Genomic DNA, 25012 nt, shown 5'->3' on the forward strand with positions numbered 1-25012 from the left:
GGTTTGGCCACCCGTCACCGAGGCAACCCGAGCACCCGCTGGGCGATGATGTTGCGCTGGATTTCCGAAGTGCCGCCGGCGATGGTGCCGGCAAAGCTGCGGACGTAGCGGTCGAACCAGCTCCCGGCGTGTGGGTCGAGGTTCAGCGGCACATGCGGTGAGGTCATCGCCGGGTGGATGAGGGCGTCGGCGCCGGCCACATCCATTGCCAGCTCGGAGGCGGTCTGTACCGCTTCGGAGCCAAGGAGTTTCAGCACCGACATCCGCGCCACGTCCTCGTCGCCCCGTGCCGCTCGGGCCAGCGCGGCCGACCCGAGGAGGCGCAGAGCCTGGTTGTCCATCACCAAGGTGGCGAACCGGGACCGGTCCCGCTCAGTGGCCGGATGTATGTCCTCGACGAAGTCCTGCAGCCGGTCGGCGAACCCCATCCACAACATCGTGCGCTCGTGGCCGAGTGACCCATTGGCAACCCGCCAGCCCTCGTTCAGCGGCCCGAGAAGGTTCTCGACGGGTACGCGTGCATCAGTGAAGAACACTTCGTTGAAGTCGAGATCGTCAACGTCGCAAGCGGAAGCGAACGGCCTCCGCACCACGCCCTCGGTGTCGGTGGGCACCAGCAGCACGCTGATGCCCTTGTGCTTGGGCGCGTCCGGGTCGGTACGGACGAAGGCCAGGATGACGTCCGCGTCGTGCGCGCCGGAGGTCCACACCTTCTGCCCGTTGAGCACGAAATGGTCGCCGTCGCGGACGGCGCGCGTGGACAGAGCCGCGAGGTCCGATCCCGCACCCGGCTCACTCATGCCCAGTGCAGCCGTCATCTCGGCGCGCAGAATCGGTACAGCCCAACGCTGCTTCTGTTCCGGCGTGCCGAACGTCAGCAGCGACGCTGCGATGATGCCGACGCCCTGCGGGTTGAAGCTGTGGTGAATCCGGCGCTTGGACATCTCCTCTTGGTGCACGTACTGCTGCAACAACGTGGCGTTGCGTCCGCCGAACTCCGGAGGATTGCCCGGCAGCAGCCAGCCGCTGTCGAAGAGCAGGCATTGCCAGCGCCGCGCCCAGTCCGGGATGTGCGCGGTCGACCGAGGCCGTTCGACGGACTCGGCCTCCGCCGGCAGATGCGCGTCGAGAAAGTCGATGAACTCGGATCGGAAGGCCTCGACATCCGCATCGAACGTCAACTGCATCTCGACAAACCCCTTCCAGCAGGCAGTACATGAGAATACCATTCTCCCCATGAGACAGTTACAATCTCTGACACGGAGTATGAGAAGGCCCGTGACGAACAGTCGGCAGGCCCTTCTCAGGTACAGTTCATGCATGTTCTCCGCTGATGACACGGGTGTACGGTGACCAGCCCGACTGAAGATCCCGCCTGGAAACAGCGCGCTGTCGAACGCTCCATCAAGACGGCGAAACTCCGGGCGGCACAACGCGTCCAACGATTCCTGGATGCGGCCCAGTCGATCATCATCGAAAAGGGCAGCACAGACTTCACCGTCCAGGAGGTCGTCGACCGTTCGCGCCAGTCCCTGCGGAGCTTCTATCTGCAGTTCGACGGCAAGCATGAACTTCTCCTGGCGCTGTTCGAAGATGCGCTGAGCCGTTCGGCGGACCAGATTCGAGCCGCCACGGAGAGCGAGACCGACCCGTTGCAGCGGCTCAAGGTCGCCGTCGAACTGCTCTACGAACTGTGCCGGCCCGACCCGGCGGCCAAGCGCCCGTTGTTCACCGACTTCGCACCCCGGTTGCTGGTCACCCATCCGGCCGAGGTGAAGATTGCCCACGCGCCGCTGCTGGCACTGCTCACCGAATTGATGGAAAGTGCCAGCGCCGCAGGCGAACTGCGCGCGACGGTCAACCCGCGGCGGATGGCGGCGATGGTGATGCAGACGGTGATGTTCATCGCGCAGTCCAGCGGCGGCACCGACGACGCAACCGCGCATCCCATCACCCCCGACGAGGTCTGGGACTTCCTGGCGAACGGTTTCGCCGCGCAAAAGTGAGAATCCCGCAAAAGTGAGAATAGGGTTCTCACTTTCAAGAATTTAACTTACACTGCGTAGGTGCCTGACCTGTGGACCGATCTTCTCGATTGCCTGAATCTGGCTCCGCAGTCCTCTGACGACGCCGGCCTTTTCGCGGGGCGTAACCAGACACTGGAGTATCACCGGGTTTTCGGCGGCCAACTGCTCGGACAGTTCGTCCGCGCGGCCTGCCTGTCCACGCCCGACAAGGCGATCAAATCCATCCATACGGTCTTTCCCCGCGAAGGCCGAGCCGACGAGCCGATCACCTACCAGGTGACGCGCCACCACGAGGGACGCTCGTTCGCAACGCTGTCAATCATCGCCTCGCAGAGCAAGGGCGCGGTCGCGACGGCCTCGATCTCGATGCACGCCCCCGAAGACGGACACGATCAACAGTTCGTCGACGACGTCCCAACCGTTCTCGGCCCTGAGCACGAGGCGAAGATAGATCTGATCCCGTGGGAGACCCGCTCCGCCGACAGCCTCGACACGACCGCGGTGGGGCCGGCCGAGTACTCGCTCTGGATGCGCACCCCCGCCGTCGACGCTGAGCTCGCCCCGGCGCTGGCCGCGTACGCCACGGACCTGACGCTGATCGGCACCGCCATCCGCCCGCTCGACGGCCTGAGCCAACGTGGCAACGGCACCGCCTTCACGTCCGCGGTGACGTCACACACGCTGTGGTTCCATCGTGCGTTCCGCACCGACGACTGGCTGCTGCTGCGTCAGCACAGCCCGCTAGCGGCGCACGGCCGCTGCTTCGGCCGCGGCGACATCCTGACTGCCGAGGGCGCACTGGTCGCCTCCTACGCGCAGGAAGCTCTTCTCCGGCTGTAGCGCCGGCCCACAGACAGTAAATATCCACTGCTAGTACGGAATTGAGGCACCACATGACCGGAAGAGTTGAGGGCAAGGTCGCGTTCATCACCGGAGCGGCCCGCGGCCAGGGTCGGGCACACGCAGTCCGGCTCGCCGAGGAGGGCGCCGACATCATCGCGATCGACATCTGCAAGTCGATCGTCGAGAACACCCCCATCCCGCCGTCCACCCGGGAGGATCTTGCGGAGACGGCCGCCCTGGTTAAGGACAAGGGCCGCCGCATCTTCACCGCTGAGGTCGACGTGCGGGACTTTGACGCCCTCAAGTCTGCGGTCGACGCCGGTGTCGAAGAGCTGGGCCGTCTGGACATCATCATCGCCAACGCCGGCATCGGCAATGGCGGCGACACCCTCGACAAGACCAGCGAGACTGACTGGACCGACATGATCGACGTCAACCTCAGCGGCGTTTGGAAGACGGTCAAAGCTGCTGTGCCGCACGTGCTCTCCGGTGGCCGTGGCGGCTCGATCATCCTGACCAGTTCTGTCGGCGGCCTGAAGGCCTACCCCCACACCGGACACTACATCGCCGCCAAGCACGGCGTCGTCGGCCTGATGCGCACGTTCGCCGTCGAACTGGGCCAGCACAATATCCGGGTCAACTCGGTGCACCCGACCAACGTGAACACCCCGCTGTTCATGAACGAGGGCACCATGAAGCTGTTCCGCCCCGACCTGGAGAACCCGGGCCCCGACGACATGAAGATCGTCGCGCAGCTGATGCATACGTTGCCCATCGGCTGGGTCGAACCCGAGGACATTGCCAACGCGGTACTGTTCCTGGCTTCCGACGAATCCCGCTTCATCACCGGCGTCACCTTGCCGGTCGACGGCGGTAGCTGCCTGAAGTAGCGGGCGTCTCCCAGGGGTTGCCATCCGGGCACGGTGGGGCGAACCGCTGGTCGACGGTTAGCGGCCCCGGAGCCACCGGCTGGCGGCATCGCGGATGCGGGGTGAGATCCGCACCGAGAAGACACCATTGAAGACGTCTTCCCGCAGCCGCGTCAGCGTGGACGTCTTGATTCGCCACTGGCCGTCGGTCTTCTCATATGTTTCGTGGTAGTGGCCGTAGCCCTGCAGGTTCACTCCAGGTGCCAGCCGCACCACGTCGTTCAGCGCCCAGATACCCGTCGCGGTCGACGGTGAGGTCAGCTCGATCTCCGGTGCGTGGACCTGATGCACGGTCGGTTGCGACGGCTTACCGAGTGTCCACTGGAGGAAAGCGACGAATTCGTCTGCACCGCAGATGATCTTGCCGCCCGATTGCCTGGTATCGCTGACGAAGTCGTCGGTGAAGAGGTTTCGCCACTCCACCCAGTCCTTGGTGTCCAGCAGCCGGCAGTACCGGGCCTTCAGCTGCTTGATCGCCTCGATATCGGCCCATGCCGCCGGGTCAGTCGCGCGATCACCAGACATAGATCACCACGATCGCACCGAACAGCGCCACGAGCCAGCCATCGGTGGCCAGTTTCAGCCACAAAGGTGCGGTCCGCACCTCCATGAACTCCTGAATGATCAGGCGGGTCTTGATGACCGCCAACACCAGGACCCCGATGGTTATCGGCGTGCTCGCGGCGACCGGCCCAGTGTGATGGGCCGGCGCCAGGAACCAGGACGCCACCGTGATCATCGACAGTCCGGCCCAGACGGCGGTGGTACGTGCGGCAGCAGTCATTTCACCTCATCACATAGAGCAGCGCGAAGATGACGACCCAGAGCAGGTCGACCATGTGCCAGTAGGTCGCGCCGGTCTCGACCGGTGCGACCCGTTTGCGATTGCGCAGTTCGAAGTAGGACACACCGAGGAACACCAGGCCGATGGCAACGTGAAACAGGTGGACGCCGGTGAGCATGTAGTAGTACATGAAGAAGTCGTTGCTCGGAAAGGTATGCCCCTGAGCAATTTTCGCTGACCATTCGCAGGCCTTGACGAGCATGAACACCACCCCGCACAGCCCACCGCCGACGGTGAGTTCCCGGGCCCGCTCAAAGTCGCCACTGCGCGCCACCTGCACGGCGCGCGCCACGAACCACGAACTGGCCAGCAGCACCAGCGTGTTGAGCACGCCGATGTTCAGGCTCAGGTGCCGCTGCGACTCGATGAACAGGTCCCGCTGCTGGTGGCGGGAAATCATGAAGATGACGAAGTAGCTGCCGAAGATCACGAAGTCGCCCATGACGAAGACCCAGAGATCCTTGCTGGCGGGCAGGTGCGTCGCGGAGGTCTGCGCCATGGTTCAGTCCTGAACCTGTTCGCTCGGCGACTGATTCTTGATGGCTGTGTAGAGCAGCCGGATCGTGCAGAACTCCCACACCACGAAGACCACCGTGCCGAGGTAAAAACTGATGGACCCGTTCCAGGCCAACGGTCCGGATCGGAAGACGAACACGGGGCTGGCGAGCAGTTCCGTCACGATCATCCAGATCGACATGTAGGCAAGCCATTTCGGCAGCACGTCGTTGCGGTCGAGGAAGATCGCCAGTGCCAGCACCATGTTCTGAGTGCAGAAGCATCCCAGTGATCCGACGAACGACAAGAGGCACCAGTCATAGAGCATCACCATGATCTGCGGATCGCGGTCGGGCCGCAGCGCTGCCGCCACGAACGCGAATGCCGGAATCAGGCAACCCGGCAGGCCGCCGACCACCAGTGAGCCGATGTACGCGTACGCGAAGACTGGACTGACCGACATCCGTTTGATCTGTTGTGCGATCAGCCCGTTGGCGACACTGGCGAAACCGATGAAGAACATCAGCAGCGCGAAGCCGATCCGAATGGTCAGCGAGTGGTCGACGAAGAACTGCACGATCTGGGCTGAGGTGATGTCGGGCCGCGGCGGCGGCATGACCCGTGTCAGCACCACGAAGATGAGCCCGAAGATGTTGTAGAAGACCGGGATGGTCCACCACGCGATCCACTGGTCGATCTTCGGCTTCTTCGTCCATGCCGGGGCTGTCCAGGCTGGAGCCACCGTCATGGTTCCCTCGCCTGAGCACCGATCGCCGACCGCACCACGGCGAACATGACAATGAGATACAGGCCGAATGCGCTCAATCGCAGCCAGAACGACACGGCACCGTTCCAGGCCAGCGGTCCGTCGGTGAAGATCACGGCGCAGACCGCAGGCGTCATGGCCGCGGCGATCAGCGCGTTGAACCCGGCGACCCAGCGGGGGAAGATCGGTACCGGTCGCTGATCGAGGTAAATCGCCAGCGCCAGAGCGAGATTCATCACGACGACGGCTCCCACCGGCGCGGTGAACACCAGCCAGGCCATGTCGTTGAGCAGCAGCATCAGCTGGGGGTCCCGCCCCGGGCGATAGGCGGCGATCAACCAGAAGATATCGGCAATGGCGAACAGCGTCGCGCCGGTCGAGGCCGCCCCGATGTAGCTGTAGGCCAAGACATGGCTGGGCAGCGACATTCGCTTCATCTGTACGGCGATGGTCATGAAGAACGGGATCAGCATGATCGCGCACAGGTTGAACGTGACCATCGAAAACCGGATGGCTGCCGTGTGCTGCGCGTAGAAGTCCGCGACCTGTACTGCCGTCATGCTCGGCGGCATCGGCGGCAGGAAACCCGGGAAGGCGACGAATGCCACCACTATGACAGCACCGAAAAACGGTACCAGCCAGAGACTTATCCATTGGGGCCGTAAGTCCACCGGGGACTCCCTCCATCCACCGATCGGTTGCCGATCGGCTACTTCGGACGGTAGCCGATCGGCAACCTGACGGTCAATACTCCGCTAGGCTTTGACATGTGGGGAGATTCAGCGACATCACGCGCAGCGCGGCCCAGACCCGCGTGCTCGACGCCGCGCTCGCCCTGATCGCCGAGCACGGCGTCAGCGGCACCTCGCTGCAGATGATCGCCGACACCATGGGCGTGACGAAAGCCGCTGTCTACAAACAGTTCAAGACCAAGGAAGAAATCGTTGTCGCCATCACCGAGCGCGAACTCGGCAAGTTGGAGGACGCGCTTGACGCCGCCGAGGCGACCGGCCACGCCACCCAGGCCCGTGACGTGTTGCTCGACAGGGTGATCGACCTGGCCATCGACCGCCGCGGCGCGGTCAACGTACTGCAGTTCGACCCCGTCATCATCCGCCTACAGGCCGAACACGAACCGTTTCAGCGGTTCGTCGAGCGGTTGTACGGCGCGCTGCTCGGCACCGACGACGGCGTCGCCGCCAGGCTGCACGCGGCGATATTGTCGAGCGCGATCAGCGTGGCGGTAATGCACCCATTAGTGGCCGACATCGACGACGACACCCTGCGGACGCAACTCCTCGAGATGACGCGGCGGATGCTGGGCCTCTAGGTTTCGCCGGCGAACAGTCGCTCGGCGGCCGAATATGGGTCGTCGCCGCCGCTCGCCACTCTTTCAGCGAGCTGGTCGAGATCGGGGTGGCCCCGCAGGCGAGTCAGCGCCAACGACAGAATCTGCGCCCGGGCGCGAGCGGTCCGGCGCGCCGGACTGTCGGCCCGGTGATGCGCATCGATCGCGCCGACCAATTCGGACAGCCCCTCTCCCTGCGCGGCAATGAGTTTGAGGATCGGTACCGCAGTCTCGGCACGGAGATCACGCACCGTCTGGTCGGCGCCATCCCGGTCGGCCTTGTTCACGACGACGATGTCCGCGACCTCGAGCAGACCGGCCTTAGCAGCCTGAACCGCGTCGCCGGCACCGGGGTTGAGGATCACTATCGTCGGGTCCGCGATAGCGGCGACCTCGACCTCCGATTGCCCCACGCCGACGGTTTCGAGCACGATCAGGTCATAGGCGAGCGCGGCGAGCACCCGGATCGCGGCCGGCACCGCCGCAGCCAGACCGCCCAGGTGGCCACGCGTGGCGACCGATCGGATCAACACGTCCGGATCGTTGATGTGGGCGGCCATCCGGATGCGGTCGCCCAGCAGTGCACCACCGCTGTACGGCGACGACGGGTCGACGGCCAGCACCGCCACCCGCATGCCCTGCCCGCGATATGCCCCGACGAGTGCCCCGACGGTCGTCGACTTCCCCGCACCGGGTGGCCCGGTGACACCCAGCACCCGCGGCGGGGTCGCGGCGCCGAGGGCATCGAGAACCTCAGTCCGGCGCGGACTCTCGACCATGCTCAGCAGCCGTCCTGCCGCGCGGAGGGAACCGCCGCGAGCCGCCGCGATGAGCTCATCGATCGTCATCGTCCGAACTCTATCCGACCCACCCCCTTGATTGAGAATGCTATTCTCCAATGAAGAGAGTATTCCTTGCGCGAAAGGTATGCGGTATGGAGATCAGCGGAAGTTCGGCCATCGTCGTCGGAGGCACCGGCGGGCTCGGCGAAGCGACAGTGCGGCGCCTCGTCACCGCAGGCGCGAAAGTCGTGGTCGCCGACGTCGCAGACGACAAGGGCAAGGCGCTACAGGACGAGCTGGGCATCCGCTACGTCCACACCGACGCCACCTCCGAGGAATCAGTGCAAGCCGCCATTGCGGAAGCTGAATCGCTTGGCCCGCTCCGCATTTCGGTCGACACACACGGCGGACCCGCAGCCGGCGGACGGCTGATCGGTAAGGACGGCTCGCCGCTCGGACTGGACGGCTTCGAGACGACCATCAAGTTCTATCTGACCGCGGTGTTCAACGTGATGCGCCTGGCAGCCGCCGCCATCGCCAAGACCGACCCGCTCGAGGAAGGCGCCCGCGGCGTCATCATCAACACCGCGTCCATCGCCGGTATGGAGGGCCAGATCGGCCAGCTGCCCTACTCCGCCGCCAAAGGCGGCGTGCTCGGTATGACGCTCGTCGCCGCGCGTGACCTGTCGCCGCTCGGGATCCGGGTCGTCAGTATCGCGCCGGGCACCATCAACACCCCCGCCTACGGCCAGTCGGCCGACCAGCTCGAGAAGTACTGGGCCCCGCAGATCCCGTTCCCCAAGCGGATGGGCCGCTCGACGGAGTATGCGCAGCTGGCCCAGAGCATCATCGAAAACGACTACCTCAACGGCGAAGTCATCCGCCTCGACGGCGCACTGCGCTTCCCGCCGCGGTAACCGGCTGCTCAATGGAATGTGGGGTTCACGCCGGTCGCGTGAACCCCACATTCGTACCGCGACTAACCCTTGGCGATCAGTCCGTCGACGATCTTGTTGAAGTCGGCGGTGCCGAAGGACACGTACTCGGCGAGGTTCGCATAGTCGAGTGACGCCATCACCGAACGCTCCAACTGGATGTTCATCAGGCGCTTGGTGGCCTCGACGGCCTGCTTGGGCAGCTCGGCGAGCTGCTTGGCGCAGGCGATGGCCTCCGCCAGCGGGTCGGCCACGACGTGATTGGCCAAGCCGAGCTCGAAGGCGCGGGCCGCCTTGATCCGCACACCTGTCAGCGCAAACTCCTTGGCCTGCAACAGGCTTATCTGCGAGCCCCAGACCAGCGGGCCACCGTCGGCCGCGACAAGGCCGATCTGCACGTGCGGGTCGGCGAAGAACGCGTTCTCGGCCAGGTAAACGATGTCCGACAGCGCGGCCAGGCTGCACCCGAGGCCGACCGCCGGACCGTTCACTGCGGCGACGACCGGGATGCGGCAGCGGACCATGCCGATGACAAGGTCGCGGCCGTGCTTGATGGTCTTCTGCCGTAAGGCTTCATCGTTGCGCAGCTCATTGAGATAGTTGAAGTCGCCACCGGCCGAGAAGGCTCGGCCGGCGCCGGTGATCACCGCGGCACGGGCATCGACGTCCTCGTTGAGTGCCTCCCAGATGCTCGCCAATCCAACATGCAGCGCGTCGTTGACCGCGTTGAGTTCCTCCGGGCGGTTCAGCGTGATGATCCGCACGGAGCCGTCGGCCCGGACCTCGATTTCCGTTGGCATCCCGTACAAGTCAGTTCCTTCCGTTCTTCGCCCCGGTGCCCATCACATTCCCAAACCGAGAATGCGTTGCGCGATGATGTTTTTCTGAATCTGCGACGTCCCGCCCATCACGCTCTGCGCGCGGCTGTACATGTAGGCGCCGAACAACTCGGGATCACCGGTACCCACGGTCGCCAGGGCCGCGTGGCCGACGGACTGTTCGGTCCATGTCATGAGCAGCTTGTCGAGGGAGCCCTGCGGGCCGTGCGTGATGCCGTCGAGCTGCTCGGATAACCGCCTGCGCACGTGCAGACGCAGCATCTCGGTCTGCACCCACGCCCACGACAGCGCTTCCGGTGGTGTGCCATCGACCCGGGAGGCCAACTGCCGCAACAGCTTTCCGTACCGCGCCGAGAACCCCAGGGTCGAGGGCTCGCGTTCGTGGCTGACCACCGTCATCGCCAGCTTCCAGCCCTCCCCCGGCGCGCCGACCATGTTCTCCGCCGGCACCCGTGCGCCGTCGAACAGCACCTGACCGAACTCCTTGGTGACACCGCTGATCATCTTCAACGGCCGCTGCTCGATGCCGGGCTGGTGCATCGACACGATGAATGCGGAGATGCCCTTGTGTTTGGGCACGTCCTTGTCGGTGCGCGCCAGCACCAGACACCAGTCCGCCACGTCCGAATAGCTCGTCCAGACCTTGTGCCCGTGGATGACGTACTCGTCACCCTCACGGGTAGCCGTGGTAGTCAGCGACGCGAGGTCAGAACCCGCACCGGGCTCGGAGAACCCCTGGCACCAGCGCTCGGTGCCGTTGATCATCCCGGGCAGAAACCGTTGCTGCAGTTCCTTGCTGCCGTGATGACCCAGCCCCACCACGAGGTAGCCGAGGCTAGGCCGTGCCGGCGCACCCGCCTTCGCGATCTCCTCGTCGACGATCACGTCGTACACGGGAGGCAGCTCCTGACCCCCGAATTCCTTCGGCCACGACGTGCCGAAGAAGCCGGCGCCGTAGAGTGCTCGGTGCCAATCACCTTGGGCTGCCCAGTATTCGTCGCCCGAGGTCGGGAACTTGCCCTTCTGCTCGGTCAGCCACGCGCGCAGCCGGTCCCGAAAGGCGGCTTCCTCCGGCGAATCACGAAAGTCCAATGGTCAGCTCCTCCAACTTGGCGGGCCACAGTTCAGTGGCCGTCAGAACACGGCGCAGATACACGTGCGCAAGACATTCCCAGGTGTTGCCGATGCCGCCGTGCACCTGGATCGACGTCTCACAGACCGTCAATGCCGCACGCGCACAGTAGATCTTGGCGATGCGCGCCGCCTCGACCGCTTCGACCGCGGGTAATGCGTCGACAGCCCAGGCGGCGTGCCGCAGCACGCTGACCGATCCTTCGATGAGCGCGAGGCTTTCGGCGAGGAGATGCGCGACCGCCTGGTAGGAACCGATGGCCGCACCGTATTGTTCGCGCACCTTGGCATAGTCGACCGCCAGCGCGTGCGCCCCACGCGCGGCGCCGACGAGATCGGCGCACGTGACGGTGAGGGCCAGCGCATGCCACCGGCCGGCGTCCTCGGCCGACACCTCGCTGAGCTCCGGCGGTGCTTCGACCACACCGGAGATTCCACCCAGCAGGTCCACCGAATCCGCTTGCGCGCCGGCCCCTTCGGGATCGTGGCCGAGCAGTCGCCGCAAGTCGTCGGCCAGCACCGGGCCCAGGAACGGCACGTCGACGAGTCCGCGGGCGAACTCCTCGGCGACGATGGCCACCTCGACACCGGAGGCGCCGTCCGATCGCAGGGTCCGGAAACCGGTGCTGTCGACGGCCTTCTCCAATTGCGCGCGACGATTCGCGTCGTCGAGATCGGCGACGGAGTGCAAGCCGAAGTCAGCTGCCAATTCAGCTGCCGATTCGGCGAGTTGCCGTTGTTCGGCGGTCAGACGGACGTCCACAGGCGCTCCTTGAGCACTCGGCGCAACACCTTCCCTGAAGGCAGCCGCGGGATTTCGGGTACGAACACAATGCGGCTCGGCCGCTTGTAGGAGGCCAGCCTGGCGCTGACCAAATCCATCAATTCGCCATCGGAGACCGCGGCGTTCGTGGCCACCGCGGCCACCACCGTCTCGCCGTCGTGCGCGTCGGGCAGCCCGAACACCGCGCAGTCGGCCACGGCCGGGTGCGAGTGCAGGACCGCCTCGACCTCCGCGGGCGCCACCTGGAAGCCCCGCACCTTGATCATCTCCTTACAGCGGTCGGTGATCCGCAGCCGCCCGGACTCGTCGAGATGTCCGATGTCGCCGGTGTGGAACCAGCCATCGACGATGACGCTCGATGTTTCCTCCGCAGGCAGGTAGCCGGCCATCACGGCCTCCGAGCGCACTTCAATCTCACCCGACTCCCCGATGCGGACATCGACGCCGGGCACCGGCCGGCCCACGGTGTCCAGCGCTCCACCGCTGAGGTCATCGCACGCGATGACCACCAATTCCGTTGCTCCGTAAGCGGTTACCCAGCCCACGCCGGTGCGCCGCGTAACGTCCTCGGCCACCGTCGCGGTCACCGGCGTCGCGCACCACATGAGATACCGCAGCGACGAGAGATCGTAGGTTTCCAGCCGCGGGTGGGCCGCGAGGGCCAATGCAATGGGCGCCACGGTCATTTCGATGGTGATCCGATCGGATTCGATGTGCCGCAGCATGGTCTCGACATCGAACCGTGGGTGCAACCGGACCCACGCACCCGCGTCCAGCACCGTCATGATGTTCAGCAGGCCCAGGATGTGCGACGGCGGTGTCATCATCTGCAGCCGGTCCGCGGCGGACAATCCGAGTGCGGCGCGCCACTGCCGCACCGCCGCGGCAAGCCCGCGGTGCGTATGGCGGACCGCCTTGGGCATCCCGGTGGTGCCGGAGCTGAAGGCCAGCACGGCATCGGAATCCGGCGAGGGCGCAGCGGCGGAGGGGCCCCCGGCGATGATGGGCTCGTCGAGATGCAGCATCGGCATCAGTCCCGCCAGCACGGGGTTGTCACCAACCGCGTACGACGGCCCCGTCAGCGCCAGCGCATGCTGCACCTCGGCCTGCCGCCACGACGGGCTGAGCAGCACCGCGGCGGCACCCAGGCGCCAGATCGCGAGCAGCGCGACCACGAACTCCGGGCGGGTCGAGGACATCAGCGCGACGCGGTCGCCGGTACCGACGCCACGGCCGGCCAAGACCGTGGCCAGCCCGCCGGCCAGAGCATCAAGCTTCGCCCGGCTGTACTCCTGCTGATCGAAGGCGAGCACCGCACCGTCAGCCACGTCGTGCTCGCCCCTTTCGCGGTAGTGAGAACATTTCCAATTGATACCGAGAATCATATTCTCCTATAGTTAGAACGACAATACGCGACGATAGGACAACGATGGGGCCAGCCACGACAACGGCGCAAACCGGCACGGACGCGGGCACGGGCACGATCACCATCCACCTCGACCGGCAGAAGGTGTCGGTCGACCGCGTCGGCGACGAGACACTGCTCGACAGCGCGCGGCGGGCCGGCCTGGCTCCCCCGTTCTCCTGCGAGGCCGGCAATTGCGGCACCTGCATCGCCAAACTGACCGAGGGCAGCGCGACCATGCGCAACAACGAGGCGCTCGACGACGACGAGGTCGCCGAAGGTTACGTCCTGACGTGCCAGGCAGTGCCGGACACGGCGGCGGTGACCGTCTGCTACGACGACTGAGGCAACTAAGACGACTGAGGCGACTCAGCCGACGGCGGCGCCGGCGGCGTCCGGTACTGCGGCTGGTAACCCGCCACCTTGATCGGGCTGCCGATCAAGCGGAAATCGCCTGCGGTGACGATGGCCTCTGGCGTCGCCTCCAACGCCTCGGGCAACGTGCGGACCGCGGCCGTGGGAATCCCCAGTTCCCGCAGCCGCTTCTCCCAGTCGGCGGCGGTATCGGTGGCCAGCACCTTCTCGACCACCGCCAGCACCTCATCCCGGCGCGCGGCCCGTTCGGCCATGGTCGCGAACGGAATCTGATCGCCGTCGCCGAGACCCGCCTCGGCGACAAACGATTTCCAGAACCCGTCATGGGTGATGAACAGCGCCAGATACCCGTCCGCGGTCTCGAAGAGCTGCGCCGGTACGTAATACGAGTGGGCGCCGTTCGGGTGGCGACGCGGATGTTTGCCGTCGTTGAGATACGCGGCGCCATGATAATTCAACTGGGACAACATCACATCGCGCAGGCAGACCTCGACCTGACCACCGCGACCGGAGACGATCTGGGCGAGCAGGCCCAACGCCGCAGCCATGCCCGTGGAGTTGTCGGCCGACGAATAGCCCGGGAGCGTCGGCGGTCCGTCCGGGTCACCGGTCATCGCCGCGACGCCCGTCGCCGCCTGGATGACATAGTCGAATGCGGGGTCGTCACCGCCGTCGAGCCCGAAGCCCGTCATCGCCACGCAGACGATCTTCTCGTTGAATCGCGACAGCGCCTCATATGTCAGGCCAAGCCGGCGGATCACCGACGGCTTCATATTCACCAGCAGCGCATGCGATGCGGCGACCAGCTCACCCAGCCGGGCCTGCCCGGCCGCCGTCGCCAGGTCCAGGCAGATGCTGGTCTTGTTGCGATTCAGACTGGCGAAATAGCTGTCGCTGACCTGTCGTGAAATCTCGCCACCGGGCGGCTCGATCTTGATCACCTCGGCGCCCAGGTCTGCCAGGAGCATCGTGGCGTACGGGCCGGCCAGCATGACGCCGACCTCGAGAATCCGGATACCGGCGAGAGGACCATTCATTTCGGCGCCGAGACTACGGTTTGTGGCGTGATTTCGCCGAAAAGTCGCGAAAAAGCGTCATCTCGGCGCATCAGAGCGCCTTGGCCAGCTCTGCGATCACTTCCCGCGTACGGTTCTTGGAGGCGATCAGTTCGTCGCGGTTGTCGCCGATGGGCAGCAGCCGCACCGACAGATCCGTCACGCCCGCGTCGGCGAACTGCTTGAACCGCTTGAGGATCGACTCTTCGTCACCGGCCGCGCACAGGTCGCCGACGCTGCGGGCGTCGCCGCGATCCAGCAGCTTCTGGTAGTTGGGCGACGTCTCGGCCTCGGCGAGGATCCGGTTGGCCCGGTCCTTGGCGGCCTCGATCTCCGAGTTCGCGCACAGGGTCACCGGGATTCCCGCGACGATGCGCGGTGCGGGCTTACCCGCTTCCGCGGCGGCTTTGTTGATCTTGGGCGCGATGTGGTCACCGATCGCTTTCTCGTCGGCCATCCACAGCGACGTACCGTCGGCCTGCTCGCCGGCGATCTGCAGCATCACCGGGCCCAGCGCGGACACCAGCACCGGCATGGGGGTGTCGGCGGCGAGGACTGTCGGGTTGTGCACGGTGAACGAATCATTCTCCACGTCAACGGGTCCCGGACCCGCAATCGCGGTGTTCAGCACCTCTAGATAGTCGCGGGTGTACGCGGCAGGCTTGTCGTAGGGCAGGCCCAGCATGTCGCGCACGATCCAGTGATGCGACGGCCCGACGCCAAGGGCCAGCCGCCCTCCCGACATGGCGTGCACCGAAAGCGCCTGGCGGGCAAGGGCAATCGGGTGCTGTGCCTGCATTGGCACCACCGCAGTGCCGAGTTCGATGCGCGACGTGTTGGCCGCCATCAGGGCGACCATCGTCAGGCAGTCTAAGTCGTTCGGCACCTGCGGCATCCACGCGCTGTCCAGCCCCGCGCTCTCGGCCCACTGGATGTCGGACACCAGCTTGGAGACCTTGCGCGCCATGTCGCCGCGCTCGGCCCCGATCATCACGCCAAGGCGCATCTCAGCCCACCGCGCTTTCCGACGTCAGCTTCCGCACTTCTGCCACCAGGGTGTCCAGGCCGGTTCCGGTTGGAAACACCGCTGCCGCTCCGACTTCCAGCAACTTCGGCACATCTCCCAGCGGGATCGTGCCACCCACCACCACGGCGATGTCGCCGGCGTCGGCGGCGCGCAACGCCTCGACGGTACGGGCCGTCAACGCCAGGTGCGCTCCGGACAGGATCGAGAGCCCGACGAGGGCGACATCCTCCTGCAGCGCGATGGATACGATGTCCTCGATCCGCTGCCGGATGCCCGTGTAGATCACCTCGAAACCCGCGTCGCGCAATGTTCGGGCGACGATCTTGGCGCCCCGGTCATGACCGTCCAGTCCGGGCTTGGCCACCAGCACACGTACTGACATCAGATTGCTCCTCGCGTGCGCGCCATCAGAACACCACCGGCTGCTGGAACTCGCCCCACACCGATTTCAGTGTCGACACCATCTCTCCCACCGTGCAGTATGCATTCGCGCAGTCGATGAGGCGATGCATCAGATTGTCGCCCCCAGAGGCCGAACGTGCCAGCGCCGCAAGGGTTTCCTTCACGGCGACGTCGTCGCGATCGGCCTTCACCTTGGCCAGCCGCTTGAGCTGCTTGTCGCGGCCCTCGGCGTCGAGTTCATAGGTGGCCAGATCGGGCGCCGGCTCTTCGACGACGAACTTGTTCACCCCGACCACCGGCCGCTCCCCCGATTCGGTCTGCTGGTGAATCTTGAACGCCTCGTCGGCGATCAGTCCCTGCAGGTAGCCGTCCTCGATGCAGCGCACCATGCCGCCGTGGGATTCGAGATCCCGCATGATCTCGATGATCTTCTCTTCGGTGGCGTCGGTGAGCGCTTCGACGAAATAGGAGCCACCCAACGGGTCGGCCACCTTGGCGACGCCCGTCTCATAGGCCAGAATCTGCTGGGTTCGCAGTGCGAGCGTCGCGGACTCCTCACTGGGCAGCGCGAACGGCTCATCCCAGGCCGCGGTGAACATGGATTGCACGCCCCCGAGTACCGATGCCAGCGCCTCGTAGGCGACGCGCACCAGGTTGTTCTGTGCCTGCGGGGCATAGAGCGACGCACCACCGGAGACGCAGCCGAACCGGAACATCGACGCCTTCTCTGTGGTGGCACCGTACCGTTCGCGCACGATGGTGGCCCAACGACGCCGTCCCGCACGGTATTTGGCGATCTCCTCGAAGAAGTCGCCGTGCGTGTAAAAGAAGAACGAGATCTGGGGCGCGAACTTGTCGATGGTCATGCGTCCGCGCTCGACGACGGTGTCGCAGTAGGTGACACCGTCGGCCAGTGTGAACGCCATCTCCTGCACGGCGTTGGCGCCCGCATCGCGGAAGTGCGCACCGGCCACCGAGATCGCGTTGAATCGCGGCACCTCGGCGGCGCAGAACTCGATGGTGTCGGCGATGAGGCGCAGCGAGGGCTCGGGTGGCCAAATCCAGGTGCCGCGCGAGGCGTACTCCTTGAGGATGTCATTCTGGATTGTGCCGGTGAGCTTTTCGCGGGGCACGCCCTTCTTCTCGGCGGCCGCGACGTAGAAGGCCAGCAGGATGGCGGCGGTGCCGTTGATCGTGAAGCTCGTGCTGATCTTGTCCAGCGGGATGCCGTCGAACAGGACCTCGGCATCGGCCAGCGTGTCGACGGCGACGCCGACGCGTCCGACCTCCTCGCCGTACTCCTCGTCGTCGGAGTCATAACCGCACTGCGTCGGCAGGTCGAGGGCGACCGACAGTCCCGTCCCGCCTTGACCCAGCAGGTAGCGGTAGCGCTGATTCGACTCCTCAGCAGTGCCGAATCCCGAGTACTGGCGGAACGTCCACAGCTTCCCGCGGTACCCGGACGCGAAATTGCCCCGGGTGAAGGGGAACTCACCCGGCTGGGGCGGGTCGACTTGTCGATCCTCGGGTCCGTACACCGGTTTCAGCGGTATTCCGGACGGAGTCTGGCCATCGTTATCCATCAGTGAATAACGTACTTGCAAAAAAAGAGAATGCCAATACCATTCCCAGTAACAGCTGCAGAGGAGGACGATGACGGACCGCGCACTCGCCGACAAGACAATGGTGATCTCCGGGGCAAGTAGGGGTATCGGACTCGCGATAGCCGTCGCCGCCGCCCAGCAGGGCGCCAACGTCGTGCTCCTCGCGAAGACCGCCGAACCCCACCCCCGACTTCCCGGCACGGTCTACACCGCCGCCGAAGACATCGAGGCCGTCGGCGGCAAAGCCGCCGCCGTGGTGGGTGACATCCGTTCCGAGGACGATGTCAACCGGGCCGTCGAGATGGCCGTCGAGCGCTTCGGCGGCGTCGATATCTGCGTCAACAACGCGAGCGCCATCGGCGTCGAGCCGACGGAGGTGTTGTCCGCGAAGAAGTTCGACCTGATGCAACAGGTCAACATCCGGGGCACCTTTCTGCTCACGAAGGCCGCTCTGCCACACCTGCGCAAGTCGGACAAGGCCCATGTGCTGACCATTGCGCCACCGCTGAATCTGACTCCCCGCTGGCTGGGCGCACACCCGTCCTACACGCTGTCGAAGTATGGGATGACGCTGCTGTCACTGGGCTGGGCAGCCGAATACGCCGACGCCGGCATCGCGTTCAACTGCCTGTGGCCCCAGACCTATATCGCCACCTCAGCGGTGGCGAACATGGCCGACGGCGCCGCACTGCTGGACTCGTCGCGCAGCCCGGCGATCATGGGTGACGCGGCGGTCGAGATTCTGACCCGTCAGGCAAGAGATTGCACGGCCGGCTGCTTCATCGACGCCGACGTCCTCGCTGAGGCCGGCCGGGACCTGACCCCCTACGGCGGCGGAGCCAACCCGATCCCGGATCTGTTCCTGGGCTAGACGTTCGAGTTGGGGTTGGAGACCGACGTTGTGAGTACCGTCGACGATGCGTCACCCAGTTTGACGACACTGAAGCAGCTTTTCGACCACCTCGGCCTGACCGAGGCAGATTCTCCCGAAGGCACTCTGGCCATGGAACTGCCGGTGACGCAGGCGGTGGTCAACACCAACGGCGGTCTGCAGGGCGGGTTGATAGCCACCATCGCCGACGTGGCCGGCGGCCTTCTGGTCTCGCGCACCATGTCGTTCGGAAACGCCATCACCACGACGGATCTGCACATCCGCTATCTGCGCCGCATCGACACCGGGCCGGCCCGCGCGGTAGCGCGCGTCGTGCACCAGGGGCGTCGATCGGCCGTCGTTCAGGTCGAAATCCTGCGCGGTAACGGCGATCTCGCCGCCACCGCGACCGTCAACTTCGCGGCGCTGGACGGCCGGGCCTGATCACTGCCCGCCGCGCACCTGGTCCTTGGCTGCCGGCACGACGGGCGGTGCGGTGCGCCAGTTAGGCAGACCGTCCTCCTCCAGGCCGACCGGGAAGCCGTTCTCGTGCACCTGCGCCCAGTGACTGTGGTTGAGCTCGTGCAGGGTGAAGCAGGCATTCAGGGAGTTGTAGAAACCCATGTTGTCCTGCGTCTGGTTCACCGATTCCTTGATCAGCAGCGCGGCCATCGTCGGCACGGCAGCGATGCGGCGGGCGAACTCCAGTGTGCGGTCGGCAAGTTCGTCAGCCGGAAATACCTTGCTGACCATGCCCATCCGGTGGGCCTCGTCCACCGAGAGACTGTCGCCGGTCAGCATCAGCTCCTTCGTCTTGCGGGGACCGAATTCCCATGGGTGCGCGAAGTATTCGACGCCACACATGCCCAGCCGGGTACCCACCACGTCCGCGAAGGTGGTGTTGTCGGCCGCGACGATCAGATCGCACGCCCACATCAGCATGAGCGCGGCGGCGTACACGTCACCGTGTACCTGGGCGACGGTGATCTTGCGCAGATTGCGCCACCGGCGGGTGTTCTCGAAGTAGTAGTGCCATTCCTGCAGCATCAGCATCTCTGCGCCCGAACGGGTGGCGCCGTTGACCTGGAAGCTCGGATGCTGGTCCGGCCCGGGCATGCGTTCGGCCCGGGACTGCGCCGAGCCGAGGTCGTGCCCGGAGGAGAACATCGGCCCCAGGCCGCCGAGGATGACGACCCGCACGGTGTCGTCGGCCTCGGCCCGCAGGAACGCCTCGTGCAGCTCGGTGAGCATGCCACGGCTCTGCGCATTGCGAGTATCCGGACGATTCAACATGATTCGGGCGATGGTTCCCTTATCGAGGGTCTCGTAGGTGACATACTTGAAGTCGGTCATATCGCGCATCCCCTAAAGGCTCAGAATGGTCGCCGAGGCGGTACCCGGCGCACCGTACACCTGAGCGAGGCCGACGCGCGGGCTACCCGGCACCTGCCGCTCCCCAGCCTCACCGCGCAGCTGGCGCACCAGCTCGTGCATCTGGCGCAGGCCCGACGCACCGATCGGCTCGCCGTTGGCGATGAGGCCGCCGTCGGTGTTGATCGGCAGCGACCCGTGAATCTCGGTGGCGCCGTCGGCCAGCAGCTTCTCCTGCTCGCCGTCGGCGCACAGGCCGGTCTCGGCCATGTGAATGACCTCGGCGCCGGCGTCGGTGTCTTGCAGCTGTGCGATGTCGACATCCTCCGGCCCGATGCCGGCGGCCTCGTAGGCGGCCTTGGCCGCGTAGACCGTGGGCGATACGTCCTCGTCGAGCGGCGCGGAAGTGGCGTGCACCTCGTAAGCGCCGTACGTGCGGGTACGGATCTCACTGGCGCGTACGTACACCGGCTTGTCGGTGTACCGATGAGCGATGTCGGCCCGGCACATGATGACCGCGGCCGCACCTTCATCGGGTGCGCAGAACATGTACTGACGTAACGGGTAGTTGAGCACCGGCGAAGCCATGATCTCGTCAACGGTGATCTCCTTGCGCCGGAACGCATTCGGATTGAGGATTCCGTTGCGGAAGTTCTTGTTGGCCACCCGCGCCAATGTCTCCTCGGAGATGCCGTGCTTGTTGATGTAGTGGTTGGCCTTCATCCCGAAGAACTTCGTGGTGACGAACTGACCGTTGTTCGCATACCACTGCGGCAGTGCGAGCTTGGCCGGGTCGTCGGTGAAGGCGCCGCGCGGGTGCTTGTCCAGGCCGATGGCGATCCCGATGTCGTACTTGCCCAACCGGATCGTGTCGGCGGTCTGCTGGATGGCGCTGGCCGCGGTGGCACAGGCGTTGAACACGTTGGTGAACGTGATACCCGTCAGCCCCACCAGGCGCGTCACCGCGTCGGGATTGGACACCTCGTAGCTGCCGCCGAACCCGAACTGGATGTCCTTCCACTCCAGCTTGGCATCGGTCAGCGCTCCCTGGATCGCTTCGGCGCCCATCTCCATCGCGGTCTTGTCGAACCGGCCGAACGGGTGGATACCGACACCGATGATCGCTACATCATTACTCATATCGAAAACCCCTGTGTTGGATGGTTCTTCGCGCAAGCGCTCATCACGCCACCGGCTTGAACCAGAACGTGACCAGCTCATTGCCGTCGGCATCGGTAGCGAAAGGCGCCATCGTGAGCTCGACCTCCATACCGAATTCCAGCTTGGCAGGGTCGTTTTCCGTGAGCCGGCCCTCGACGCGGATCACGTCGCCGAGCTGTACCAGTCCGACGCCGAACGGCACGAAGTCTTTGCCGGTGGGACCTGCGTACGGTGCGCCGGGCGGGAATCCCTGTGTGGTCCAGGCGATCACGGTGCCACGGCGCGGCAGCAGCACCTCGGACATCTCGGCCTTGCTGCACTTCGGGCAGCGATCCTGGCGAGGGAACGTCGTCGCCGAACACGCACCGCACCGACTACCGATCAGCTTTGGCTCCGCATCGGGCCACGTGGAGATTTCAGGGGCAAGCGCCTTCTGCATCGTCAGTCCTAATCGCTCGCAGGGAGGGGTTTGGCTTCCTTGAGGGCAAGCGGTGTCGCCCCGACGCTCAGCGTGCCCGCACCGGCTTTGGTGACCAGCACCTCTGCCGCGGAATCGTCGACGTACCGCTTACCCATCACGGCGCCGCCGGATAGCTGCGGGTCCAGCACCGCAGCGCCGTCGACCTCGGCATCGAGCGCCACCATCGGGGCGCCTCCGCACCGTAGGTCGTCCAGGCTCTCACCAGTCCGGACGACGATCACCTGGGTGTCGCACACCTGACTCCGCAGGCGACTACCTGTCTTCAGCATGAGAAGCACATTATCAGATAGGAGAACGTCACTTTCGCGAAGTGAGCGAGTAGCGGATTGGCAGGTGTTTGAGGCCGCCGACGAAGATGGTCGCCACCTGCTGTGGAGTGCCCGCCAGCTCGATCGATCGGAGCCGCGGGATCAACTCCGAGAAGAAGCTGGTGACCTCCATCCGCGCCAGCGCTGCGCCCAGGCAGAAGTGGACGCCATAGCCGAACGCCACGTGCTTGTTGGGGTCACGACCCACATCGAAACGGAACGGGTCGTCGAAGACGTCTTCGTCACGGTTGGCCGACACGTACGACAGCAGTACCGACTCCCCCGCCGCGATCGGCACACCCCGGACGGTGGTGTTCTCGCGCGCGGTGCGCATGAACTCCTTCACCGGAGTCACCCAGCGGATCATCTCCTCGGTGGCGAGTGGCATCAGTTCGGGGTTCTTGCGAAGCCGCTCGAGCTGATCCTGATTCTCGATGAGCGCCTGCAGACCACCAGAGACCACCGCACTCGTGGTGTCGTGGCCGGCGGTCGCGATGATCACGTAGTACGAGACGGTGTCGATGTCACCCAACGGCTCCCCCTGGAGCCGGGCGTTGGCAACAGCCGACGCCAGGTCGCCGGTCGGGTTCTCGCGGCGCGCGGCGGTCAACGCGGTGAAATAGCTGAACATCTCGAACAGCGCGGCACCCTTTTCCTCAGGAGTGACGCCCCGGGAGAACTCCGAATCGTCGGCGCCGAACAGTTCCTGGGTATACGCCAGCATCCGGGGAAAGTCGGATTCGGGCAGACCGAGGAGCGACATGATCACGTACAGCGGGTAATTCACCGCCACCTCTTGCACGAAATCGCATTCGTCGCCCAACTCCATCATCCGGTCGACGTAGCGTTTGGCGAGTTCATCGACGCGAACGCGCAAGTCCCGCATGGCCTTCGGCCGAAACCAGTCGGCGCCGATCGCCCGTACCAGCCGATGCTGCGGGTCGTCCATGTGGATCAGGGTGCTGATGCCCAGAGCGGCCTGGTGCTCGTCGGCCTCTTCGGTCATCAGCACCGGCCGCGGAGAGTTGGTGAAGAGCGTGTTGGCGCGTTCGATCGCCATGACATCGTCGTGTTTGGTGATCGCCCAGAATGGCTTATAGCCGGCGACGTCAACCTTGGATACGGGTGCATGAGCACGCAGAAAAGCCAGTGCTGCATGGAGTTTCGGCTCGTCGGCGTAGGCGGATGGGTCGGCGAACACACCGGCAGCGTCGGCGGTGGTCGGGGCACTCATGGACGACTCCTCACTGTTGCAACTCTGCGACGCCTGCGCGGAGATCAGCGGCGTTCGCCCGCTCCCGATCCGGCCTGGCCGTTCGCCAAAACGCCTGGCCCATAATTCTTTTCGATCAGCGCCCACGGATCGGCATAGGGACCGCGCCGCTCGACCTTCCGCTGGACGGCGAGTACCATCCGCAGCACCGGACGAATCACGGGGCCGAGCACCTGTAGGACACCACGGACCCGCCCTAGGGATTCCGCGACCCACGCCACCGTCTCTGACCACGAATGCTCTTGGAACTCAAGCAACGCCTGCGCTTCGCTGGTATCGAAGAAGCCAGTGAAGCCCCAGCCCCGCTCGTCTTCCGGATCACCGGGAAGGCTCGCCGAGGGGCCGAGCCGCCCGACGCCGACCGCCTCCATGATGTCATCCTCGACGTCACGGAAGGTGTGCAGATGCGTGTCGTCGCCGCCGATCAACAGCGTCTTGCCGTTCACCCAATCACGGCGGTCGACGGCGTTGGCGAAGGCGAGCGCGACGTCGCGGGCGTCGACCGTGTGCAGCTGATTGTCCCGCGGCGTGGCACGCATCAGCACCAGGTAGTCGGAGTTGAAGTTGGAGGAGACGTCGGTCGAGATCACTCCGCCGAGGCGCAGCACTGTATAGGGCAGCCCGCTGGCACGTACCGCTCCTTCGGCAAGCACCTTGTCCTCGCCATACTGGTCGATCGGGTTCACCGCGGTGTCCGCGGTGATGCGCTCCGGGTGGGTGAACCGGTTCCGTGATCCGTAGACCGACGCGCTCGACGCATCGATGAACAGCGGAGGATCGGCCAGGGCACGCGCGGCTGCCACCAGATTGTGGGTGCCGTCGACGTTGATCTTGCGTGCCAGCATGGGGTTTCGGTACGAAGCCGGGGCCAGCAGAGCAGCCAGGTGCACTATGGCGGTTGGCTTGTGTCGGCTCACGCACTCGGCGATGGCGTCCGCGTCGAGCAGATCGGCGTACGCGACGACGAGTGTTCCGCCGCATGATCGGCTCGCCAGCTCGTCAGCGACGGCTGTGGTCTTGTCGTTCCGCAGGTCCATGGCGATGACGGTTCGCCCTCGCCCGAGCAGGATCTCGGCGCACCGCTTCCCGACTTGCCCGAAGGCGCCGGTGATCAGTACGACGTCAGCAATCTGGTCGCTCACTTCATCCTTTCTGTTACGTTCCCGTCCAGCTGGGGGCACGCTTCTCGGCGAAGGCAATGGAACCCTCTTTCGCGTCATTGGACGTAAAGACCGGAATGACGAGTTCGAGCTGTTTGGACCACATTTCGCGGTCGCTCCAATTGCCTCCCTGCACCAGAATCTGCTTGGTTACTGCGACCGCCATAGGGCCGTTGGCGGTGATCCGTTCAGCGAGCGCGATCGCTGCTGCTAGTGCCTCGCCCGGTTCCGCCAGCACATTCACAAAACCCCATGCCTCCGCTTGTTCTGCTGTGAAACTGTCCCCCGTGAGAGCCAGTTCGAGCGCCTTCTGGAACGGGATGCGCCTCGGCAGTCGCAACAACCCGCCGCCGGCAGCAACCAGGCCACGCTTCACTTCCGGGATGCCGAACTTTGCGGTGCGCGAAGCAACTACGAGATCCGTGGCCAGCACGACTTCGGTGCCACCAGCCAGGGCGTATCCCTCGACGGCCGAGATGATGGGCTTGCGCGGTGGACGCTCGGTGAAGCCGAGTCCCCGTCCCGGGATGTCGACGCGCTCGCCAGCCGCGAAGGCTTTCAAATCCATTCCGGCGCAGAAGTTTCCGCCAGCACCAGTGATCACGGCAACCGACAGGTTTGCATCGGAGTCGAGTTCATCGACCGCGTTGGCAAGTCCCTGACTCACCGCGTGGTTCACCGCGTTACGCGAATCCGGACGATTGATCGTGGCGACAAGAATGCGGCCCTGCCGCTCGACGAGAACTTCATCTGCCACCGCTCGCCCTCCATATTCACAGAAGTACTTACTATATGT

Annotated in this window: 30 protein-coding genes; 8 read left to right on the top strand and 22 right to left on the bottom strand. The window is 65.2% G+C overall.

The window, feature by feature from the left end:
• Positions 1-14: 14 nt before the first annotated feature.
• A complete protein-coding gene (locus ACX12F_RS18665) occupies positions 15-1187 on the bottom strand; it encodes an acyl-CoA dehydrogenase family protein (protein ID WP_459365982.1) in 1173 nt (390 codons plus the stop codon).
• Between the two features lie 162 nt (positions 1188-1349).
• Here ACX12F_RS18665 and ACX12F_RS18670 point away from each other — a divergent pair, with 162 nt between their 5' ends.
• The 3 genes from ACX12F_RS18670 to ACX12F_RS18680 are packed head-to-tail and all read left to right on the top strand — an operon-like array spanning position 1350 to position 3760.
• Positions 1350-2006 (top strand): TetR/AcrR family transcriptional regulator, encoded by a 657-nt coding sequence (locus ACX12F_RS18670; RefSeq protein WP_459365983.1) that lies wholly within the window; start codon positions 1350-1352, stop codon positions 2004-2006.
• Positions 2007-2066: 60 nt separating this feature from the next.
• Complete coding sequence (locus ACX12F_RS18675) at positions 2067-2867, top strand: acyl-CoA thioesterase (protein ID WP_459365984.1); 801 nt, start codon at positions 2067-2069, stop codon at positions 2865-2867.
• Positions 2868-2920: 53 nt separating this feature from the next.
• On the top strand, positions 2921-3760 hold the full coding sequence (locus ACX12F_RS18680) for a mycofactocin-coupled SDR family oxidoreductase (RefSeq protein WP_459365985.1): 840 nt from the start codon (positions 2921-2923) through the stop codon (positions 3758-3760).
• A gap of 57 nt (positions 3761-3817) precedes the next feature.
• On the opposite strand, the gene ACX12F_RS18685 is transcribed toward ACX12F_RS18680, so the two are convergent.
• Genes ACX12F_RS18685 through ACX12F_RS18705 form a run of 5 tightly spaced genes read right to left on the bottom strand, consistent with a single transcriptional unit; the run spans position 3818 to position 6518 of the window.
• Complete coding sequence (locus ACX12F_RS18685; RefSeq protein WP_459365986.1) at positions 3818-4324, bottom strand: nuclear transport factor 2 family protein; 507 nt, start codon at positions 4322-4324, stop codon at positions 3818-3820.
• Positions 4314-4583 (bottom strand): cytochrome C oxidase subunit IV family protein, encoded by a 270-nt coding sequence (locus ACX12F_RS18690; protein WP_459365987.1) that lies wholly within the window; start codon positions 4581-4583, stop codon positions 4314-4316. Before ACX12F_RS18690 ends, ACX12F_RS18685 begins: the two co-directional genes overlap by 11 nt.
• Before the next feature lies 1 nt (position 4584).
• A complete protein-coding gene (locus ACX12F_RS18695) occupies positions 4585-5142 on the bottom strand; it encodes a cytochrome c oxidase subunit 3 (RefSeq protein ID WP_459365988.1) in 558 nt (185 codons plus the stop codon).
• A 3-nt stretch (positions 5143-5145) separates the two neighbouring features.
• The gene (locus ACX12F_RS18700) at positions 5146-5886 is read right to left on the bottom strand and encodes a hypothetical protein (RefSeq protein ID WP_459365989.1); all 741 of its coding nucleotides are present in this window, start codon (positions 5884-5886) and stop codon (positions 5146-5148) included.
• The gene (locus tag ACX12F_RS18705; RefSeq protein ID WP_459370425.1) at positions 5883-6518 is read right to left on the bottom strand and encodes a hypothetical protein; all 636 of its coding nucleotides are present in this window, start codon (positions 6516-6518) and stop codon (positions 5883-5885) included. The genes ACX12F_RS18700 and ACX12F_RS18705 overlap by 4 nt, the downstream gene beginning before the upstream one ends.
• Before the next feature lie 155 nt (positions 6519-6673).
• Between ACX12F_RS18705 and ACX12F_RS18710 the strand changes: the two genes are divergently transcribed.
• Positions 6674-7234: a TetR/AcrR family transcriptional regulator gene (locus ACX12F_RS18710; RefSeq protein ID WP_459365990.1), complete on the top strand. Its 561-nt coding sequence runs from the start codon at positions 6674-6676 to the stop codon at positions 7232-7234.
• On the opposite strand, the gene ACX12F_RS18715 is transcribed toward ACX12F_RS18710, so the two are convergent.
• Positions 7231-8100, bottom strand: coding sequence for an ArgK/MeaB family GTPase (locus ACX12F_RS18715; protein WP_459365991.1), 870 nt, complete (start codon positions 8098-8100; stop codon positions 7231-7233). The two genes, ACX12F_RS18710 and ACX12F_RS18715, sit on opposite strands and share 4 nt — an antisense overlap.
• Positions 8101-8186: 86 nt before the next feature.
• Here ACX12F_RS18715 and ACX12F_RS18720 point away from each other — a divergent pair, with 86 nt between their 5' ends.
• The gene (locus tag ACX12F_RS18720; RefSeq protein WP_133762074.1) at positions 8187-8951 is read left to right on the top strand and encodes an SDR family NAD(P)-dependent oxidoreductase; all 765 of its coding nucleotides are present in this window, start codon (positions 8187-8189) and stop codon (positions 8949-8951) included.
• A 62-nt stretch (positions 8952-9013) separates the two neighbouring features.
• Here the strand turns inward: ACX12F_RS18720 and ACX12F_RS18725 are convergent, their stop codons facing one another.
• Genes ACX12F_RS18725 through ACX12F_RS18740 form a run of 4 tightly spaced genes read right to left on the bottom strand, consistent with a single transcriptional unit; the run spans position 9014 to position 13051 of the window.
• Positions 9014-9778 carry an enoyl-CoA hydratase/isomerase family protein gene (locus ACX12F_RS18725; protein WP_459365992.1) on the bottom strand — a complete coding sequence of 255 codons (765 nt, stop codon included), beginning with the start codon at positions 9776-9778 and terminating at the stop codon, positions 9014-9016.
• Between the two features lie 33 nt (positions 9779-9811).
• Positions 9812-10900: an acyl-CoA dehydrogenase family protein gene (locus ACX12F_RS18730; protein ID WP_459365993.1), complete on the bottom strand. Its 1089-nt coding sequence runs from the start codon at positions 10898-10900 to the stop codon at positions 9812-9814.
• Positions 10887-11702, bottom strand: a complete 816-nt coding sequence (locus ACX12F_RS18735; protein ID WP_459365994.1) for an acyl-CoA dehydrogenase family protein — start codon at positions 11700-11702, stop codon at positions 10887-10889. Before ACX12F_RS18735 ends, ACX12F_RS18730 begins: the two co-directional genes overlap by 14 nt.
• On the bottom strand, positions 11687-13051 hold the full coding sequence (locus ACX12F_RS18740; RefSeq protein ID WP_459365995.1) for a class I adenylate-forming enzyme family protein: 1365 nt from the start codon (positions 13049-13051) through the stop codon (positions 11687-11689). The genes ACX12F_RS18735 and ACX12F_RS18740 overlap by 16 nt, the downstream gene beginning before the upstream one ends.
• Before the next feature lie 101 nt (positions 13052-13152).
• On the opposite strand from ACX12F_RS18740, the gene ACX12F_RS18745 reads away from it, so the two are divergent.
• Positions 13153-13473: a 2Fe-2S iron-sulfur cluster-binding protein gene (locus tag ACX12F_RS18745; RefSeq protein WP_459365996.1), complete on the top strand. Its 321-nt coding sequence runs from the start codon at positions 13153-13155 to the stop codon at positions 13471-13473.
• A 5-nt stretch (positions 13474-13478) separates the two neighbouring features.
• Here the strand turns inward: ACX12F_RS18745 and ACX12F_RS18750 are convergent, their stop codons facing one another.
• The 4 genes from ACX12F_RS18750 to ACX12F_RS18765 form a co-directional block, all read right to left on the bottom strand.
• Positions 13479-14540 carry a CaiB/BaiF CoA transferase family protein gene (locus ACX12F_RS18750; protein WP_459365997.1) on the bottom strand — a complete coding sequence of 354 codons (1062 nt, stop codon included), beginning with the start codon at positions 14538-14540 and terminating at the stop codon, positions 13479-13481.
• Between the two features lie 70 nt (positions 14541-14610).
• Complete coding sequence (locus tag ACX12F_RS18755; RefSeq protein WP_459365998.1) at positions 14611-15564, bottom strand: LLM class F420-dependent oxidoreductase; 954 nt, start codon at positions 15562-15564, stop codon at positions 14611-14613.
• A 1-nt stretch (position 15565) separates the two neighbouring features.
• Positions 15566-15967 (bottom strand): cobalamin B12-binding domain-containing protein, encoded by a 402-nt coding sequence (locus ACX12F_RS18760; protein WP_267316360.1) that lies wholly within the window; start codon positions 15965-15967, stop codon positions 15566-15568.
• Positions 15968-15992: 25 nt separating this feature from the next.
• Positions 15993-17570 carry a methylmalonyl-CoA mutase family protein gene (locus ACX12F_RS18765; protein ID WP_459365999.1) on the bottom strand — a complete coding sequence of 526 codons (1578 nt, stop codon included), beginning with the start codon at positions 17568-17570 and terminating at the stop codon, positions 15993-15995.
• Between the two features lie 70 nt (positions 17571-17640).
• On the opposite strand from ACX12F_RS18765, the gene ACX12F_RS18770 reads away from it, so the two are divergent.
• Together ACX12F_RS18770 and ACX12F_RS18775 are read left to right on the top strand one after the other, a co-directional pair.
• Complete coding sequence (locus ACX12F_RS18770) at positions 17641-18462, top strand: SDR family oxidoreductase (protein ID WP_459366000.1); 822 nt, start codon at positions 17641-17643, stop codon at positions 18460-18462.
• Between the two features lie 30 nt (positions 18463-18492).
• Complete coding sequence (locus tag ACX12F_RS18775) at positions 18493-18906, top strand: PaaI family thioesterase (protein ID WP_459366001.1); 414 nt, start codon at positions 18493-18495, stop codon at positions 18904-18906.
• On the opposite strand, the gene ACX12F_RS18780 is transcribed toward ACX12F_RS18775, so the two are convergent.
• The 7 genes from ACX12F_RS18780 to ACX12F_RS18810 are packed head-to-tail and all read right to left on the bottom strand — an operon-like array spanning position 18907 to position 24973.
• Positions 18907-19815, bottom strand: a complete 909-nt coding sequence (locus tag ACX12F_RS18780; protein WP_459366002.1) for an enoyl-CoA hydratase — start codon at positions 19813-19815, stop codon at positions 18907-18909.
• A 12-nt stretch (positions 19816-19827) separates the two neighbouring features.
• Complete coding sequence (locus ACX12F_RS18785) at positions 19828-20973, bottom strand: thiolase family protein (protein ID WP_459366003.1); 1146 nt, start codon at positions 20971-20973, stop codon at positions 19828-19830.
• 43 nt (positions 20974-21016) lie between these two features.
• The gene (locus tag ACX12F_RS18790; protein WP_459366004.1) at positions 21017-21433 is read right to left on the bottom strand and encodes a Zn-ribbon domain-containing OB-fold protein; all 417 of its coding nucleotides are present in this window, start codon (positions 21431-21433) and stop codon (positions 21017-21019) included.
• Between the two features lie 8 nt (positions 21434-21441).
• Positions 21442-21744 carry a hypothetical protein gene (locus ACX12F_RS18795; protein WP_459366005.1) on the bottom strand — a complete coding sequence of 101 codons (303 nt, stop codon included), beginning with the start codon at positions 21742-21744 and terminating at the stop codon, positions 21442-21444.
• Between the two features lie 28 nt (positions 21745-21772).
• On the bottom strand, positions 21773-23017 hold the full coding sequence (locus tag ACX12F_RS18800; protein WP_459366006.1) for a cytochrome P450: 1245 nt from the start codon (positions 23015-23017) through the stop codon (positions 21773-21775).
• A 44-nt stretch (positions 23018-23061) separates the two neighbouring features.
• Entirely contained in the window at positions 23062-24198 is a 1137-nt protein-coding gene (locus ACX12F_RS18805) for an NAD-dependent epimerase/dehydratase family protein (RefSeq protein ID WP_459366007.1), read from the bottom strand.
• 13 nt (positions 24199-24211) lie between these two features.
• Complete coding sequence (locus ACX12F_RS18810) at positions 24212-24973, bottom strand: crotonase/enoyl-CoA hydratase family protein (protein ID WP_459366008.1); 762 nt, start codon at positions 24971-24973, stop codon at positions 24212-24214.
• Positions 24974-25012 lie beyond the last annotated feature (39 nt).

This window comes from Mycolicibacterium sp. HS_4_1 (assembly GCF_054515875.1).

Excerpts from the sequence above, each read along its gene's own strand:
- ACX12F_RS18795 (WP_459366005.1), bottom strand. The coding sequence starts at position 21,744 with ATGCTGAAGACAGGTAGTCGCCTGCGGAGTCAGGTGTGCGACACCCAG.
- ACX12F_RS18785 (WP_459366003.1), bottom strand. The coding sequence starts at position 20,973 with ATGAGTAATGATGTAGCGATCATCGGTGTCGGTATCCACCCGTTCGGC.
- ACX12F_RS18685 (WP_459365986.1), bottom strand. The coding sequence starts at position 4,324 with ATGTCTGGTGATCGCGCGACTGACCCGGCGGCATGGGCCGATATCGAG.
- ACX12F_RS18690 (WP_459365987.1), bottom strand. The coding sequence starts at position 4,583 with ATGACTGCTGCCGCACGTACCACCGCCGTCTGGGCCGGACTGTCGATG.
- ACX12F_RS18715 (WP_459365991.1), bottom strand. The coding sequence starts at position 8,100 with ATGACGATCGATGAGCTCATCGCGGCGGCTCGCGGCGGTTCCCTCCGC.
- ACX12F_RS18720 (WP_133762074.1), top strand. The coding sequence starts at position 8,187 with ATGGAGATCAGCGGAAGTTCGGCCATCGTCGTCGGAGGCACCGGCGGG.
- ACX12F_RS18700 (WP_459365989.1), bottom strand. The coding sequence starts at position 5,886 with ATGACGGTGGCTCCAGCCTGGACAGCCCCGGCATGGACGAAGAAGCCG.
- ACX12F_RS18680 (WP_459365985.1), top strand. The coding sequence starts at position 2,921 with ATGACCGGAAGAGTTGAGGGCAAGGTCGCGTTCATCACCGGAGCGGCC.
- ACX12F_RS18790 (WP_459366004.1), bottom strand. The coding sequence starts at position 21,433 with ATGCAGAAGGCGCTTGCCCCTGAAATCTCCACGTGGCCCGATGCGGAG.
- ACX12F_RS18800 (WP_459366006.1), bottom strand. The coding sequence starts at position 23,017 with ATGAGTGCCCCGACCACCGCCGACGCTGCCGGTGTGTTCGCCGACCCA.
- ACX12F_RS18780 (WP_459366002.1), bottom strand. The coding sequence starts at position 19,815 with ATGACCGACTTCAAGTATGTCACCTACGAGACCCTCGATAAGGGAACC.
- ACX12F_RS18770 (WP_459366000.1), top strand. The coding sequence starts at position 17,641 with ATGACGGACCGCGCACTCGCCGACAAGACAATGGTGATCTCCGGGGCA.
- ACX12F_RS18760 (WP_267316360.1), bottom strand. The coding sequence starts at position 15,967 with ATGTCAGTACGTGTGCTGGTGGCCAAGCCCGGACTGGACGGTCATGAC.
- ACX12F_RS18755 (WP_459365998.1), bottom strand. The coding sequence starts at position 15,564 with ATGCGCCTTGGCGTGATGATCGGGGCCGAGCGCGGCGACATGGCGCGC.
- ACX12F_RS18745 (WP_459365996.1), top strand. The coding sequence starts at position 13,153 with ATGGGGCCAGCCACGACAACGGCGCAAACCGGCACGGACGCGGGCACG.
- ACX12F_RS18695 (WP_459365988.1), bottom strand. The coding sequence starts at position 5,142 with ATGGCGCAGACCTCCGCGACGCACCTGCCCGCCAGCAAGGATCTCTGG.
- ACX12F_RS18750 (WP_459365997.1), bottom strand. The coding sequence starts at position 14,540 with ATGAATGGTCCTCTCGCCGGTATCCGGATTCTCGAGGTCGGCGTCATG.
- ACX12F_RS18665 (WP_459365982.1), bottom strand. The coding sequence starts at position 1,187 with ATGCAGTTGACGTTCGATGCGGATGTCGAGGCCTTCCGATCCGAGTTC.
- ACX12F_RS18765 (WP_459365999.1), bottom strand. The coding sequence starts at position 17,570 with ATGGATAACGATGGCCAGACTCCGTCCGGAATACCGCTGAAACCGGTG.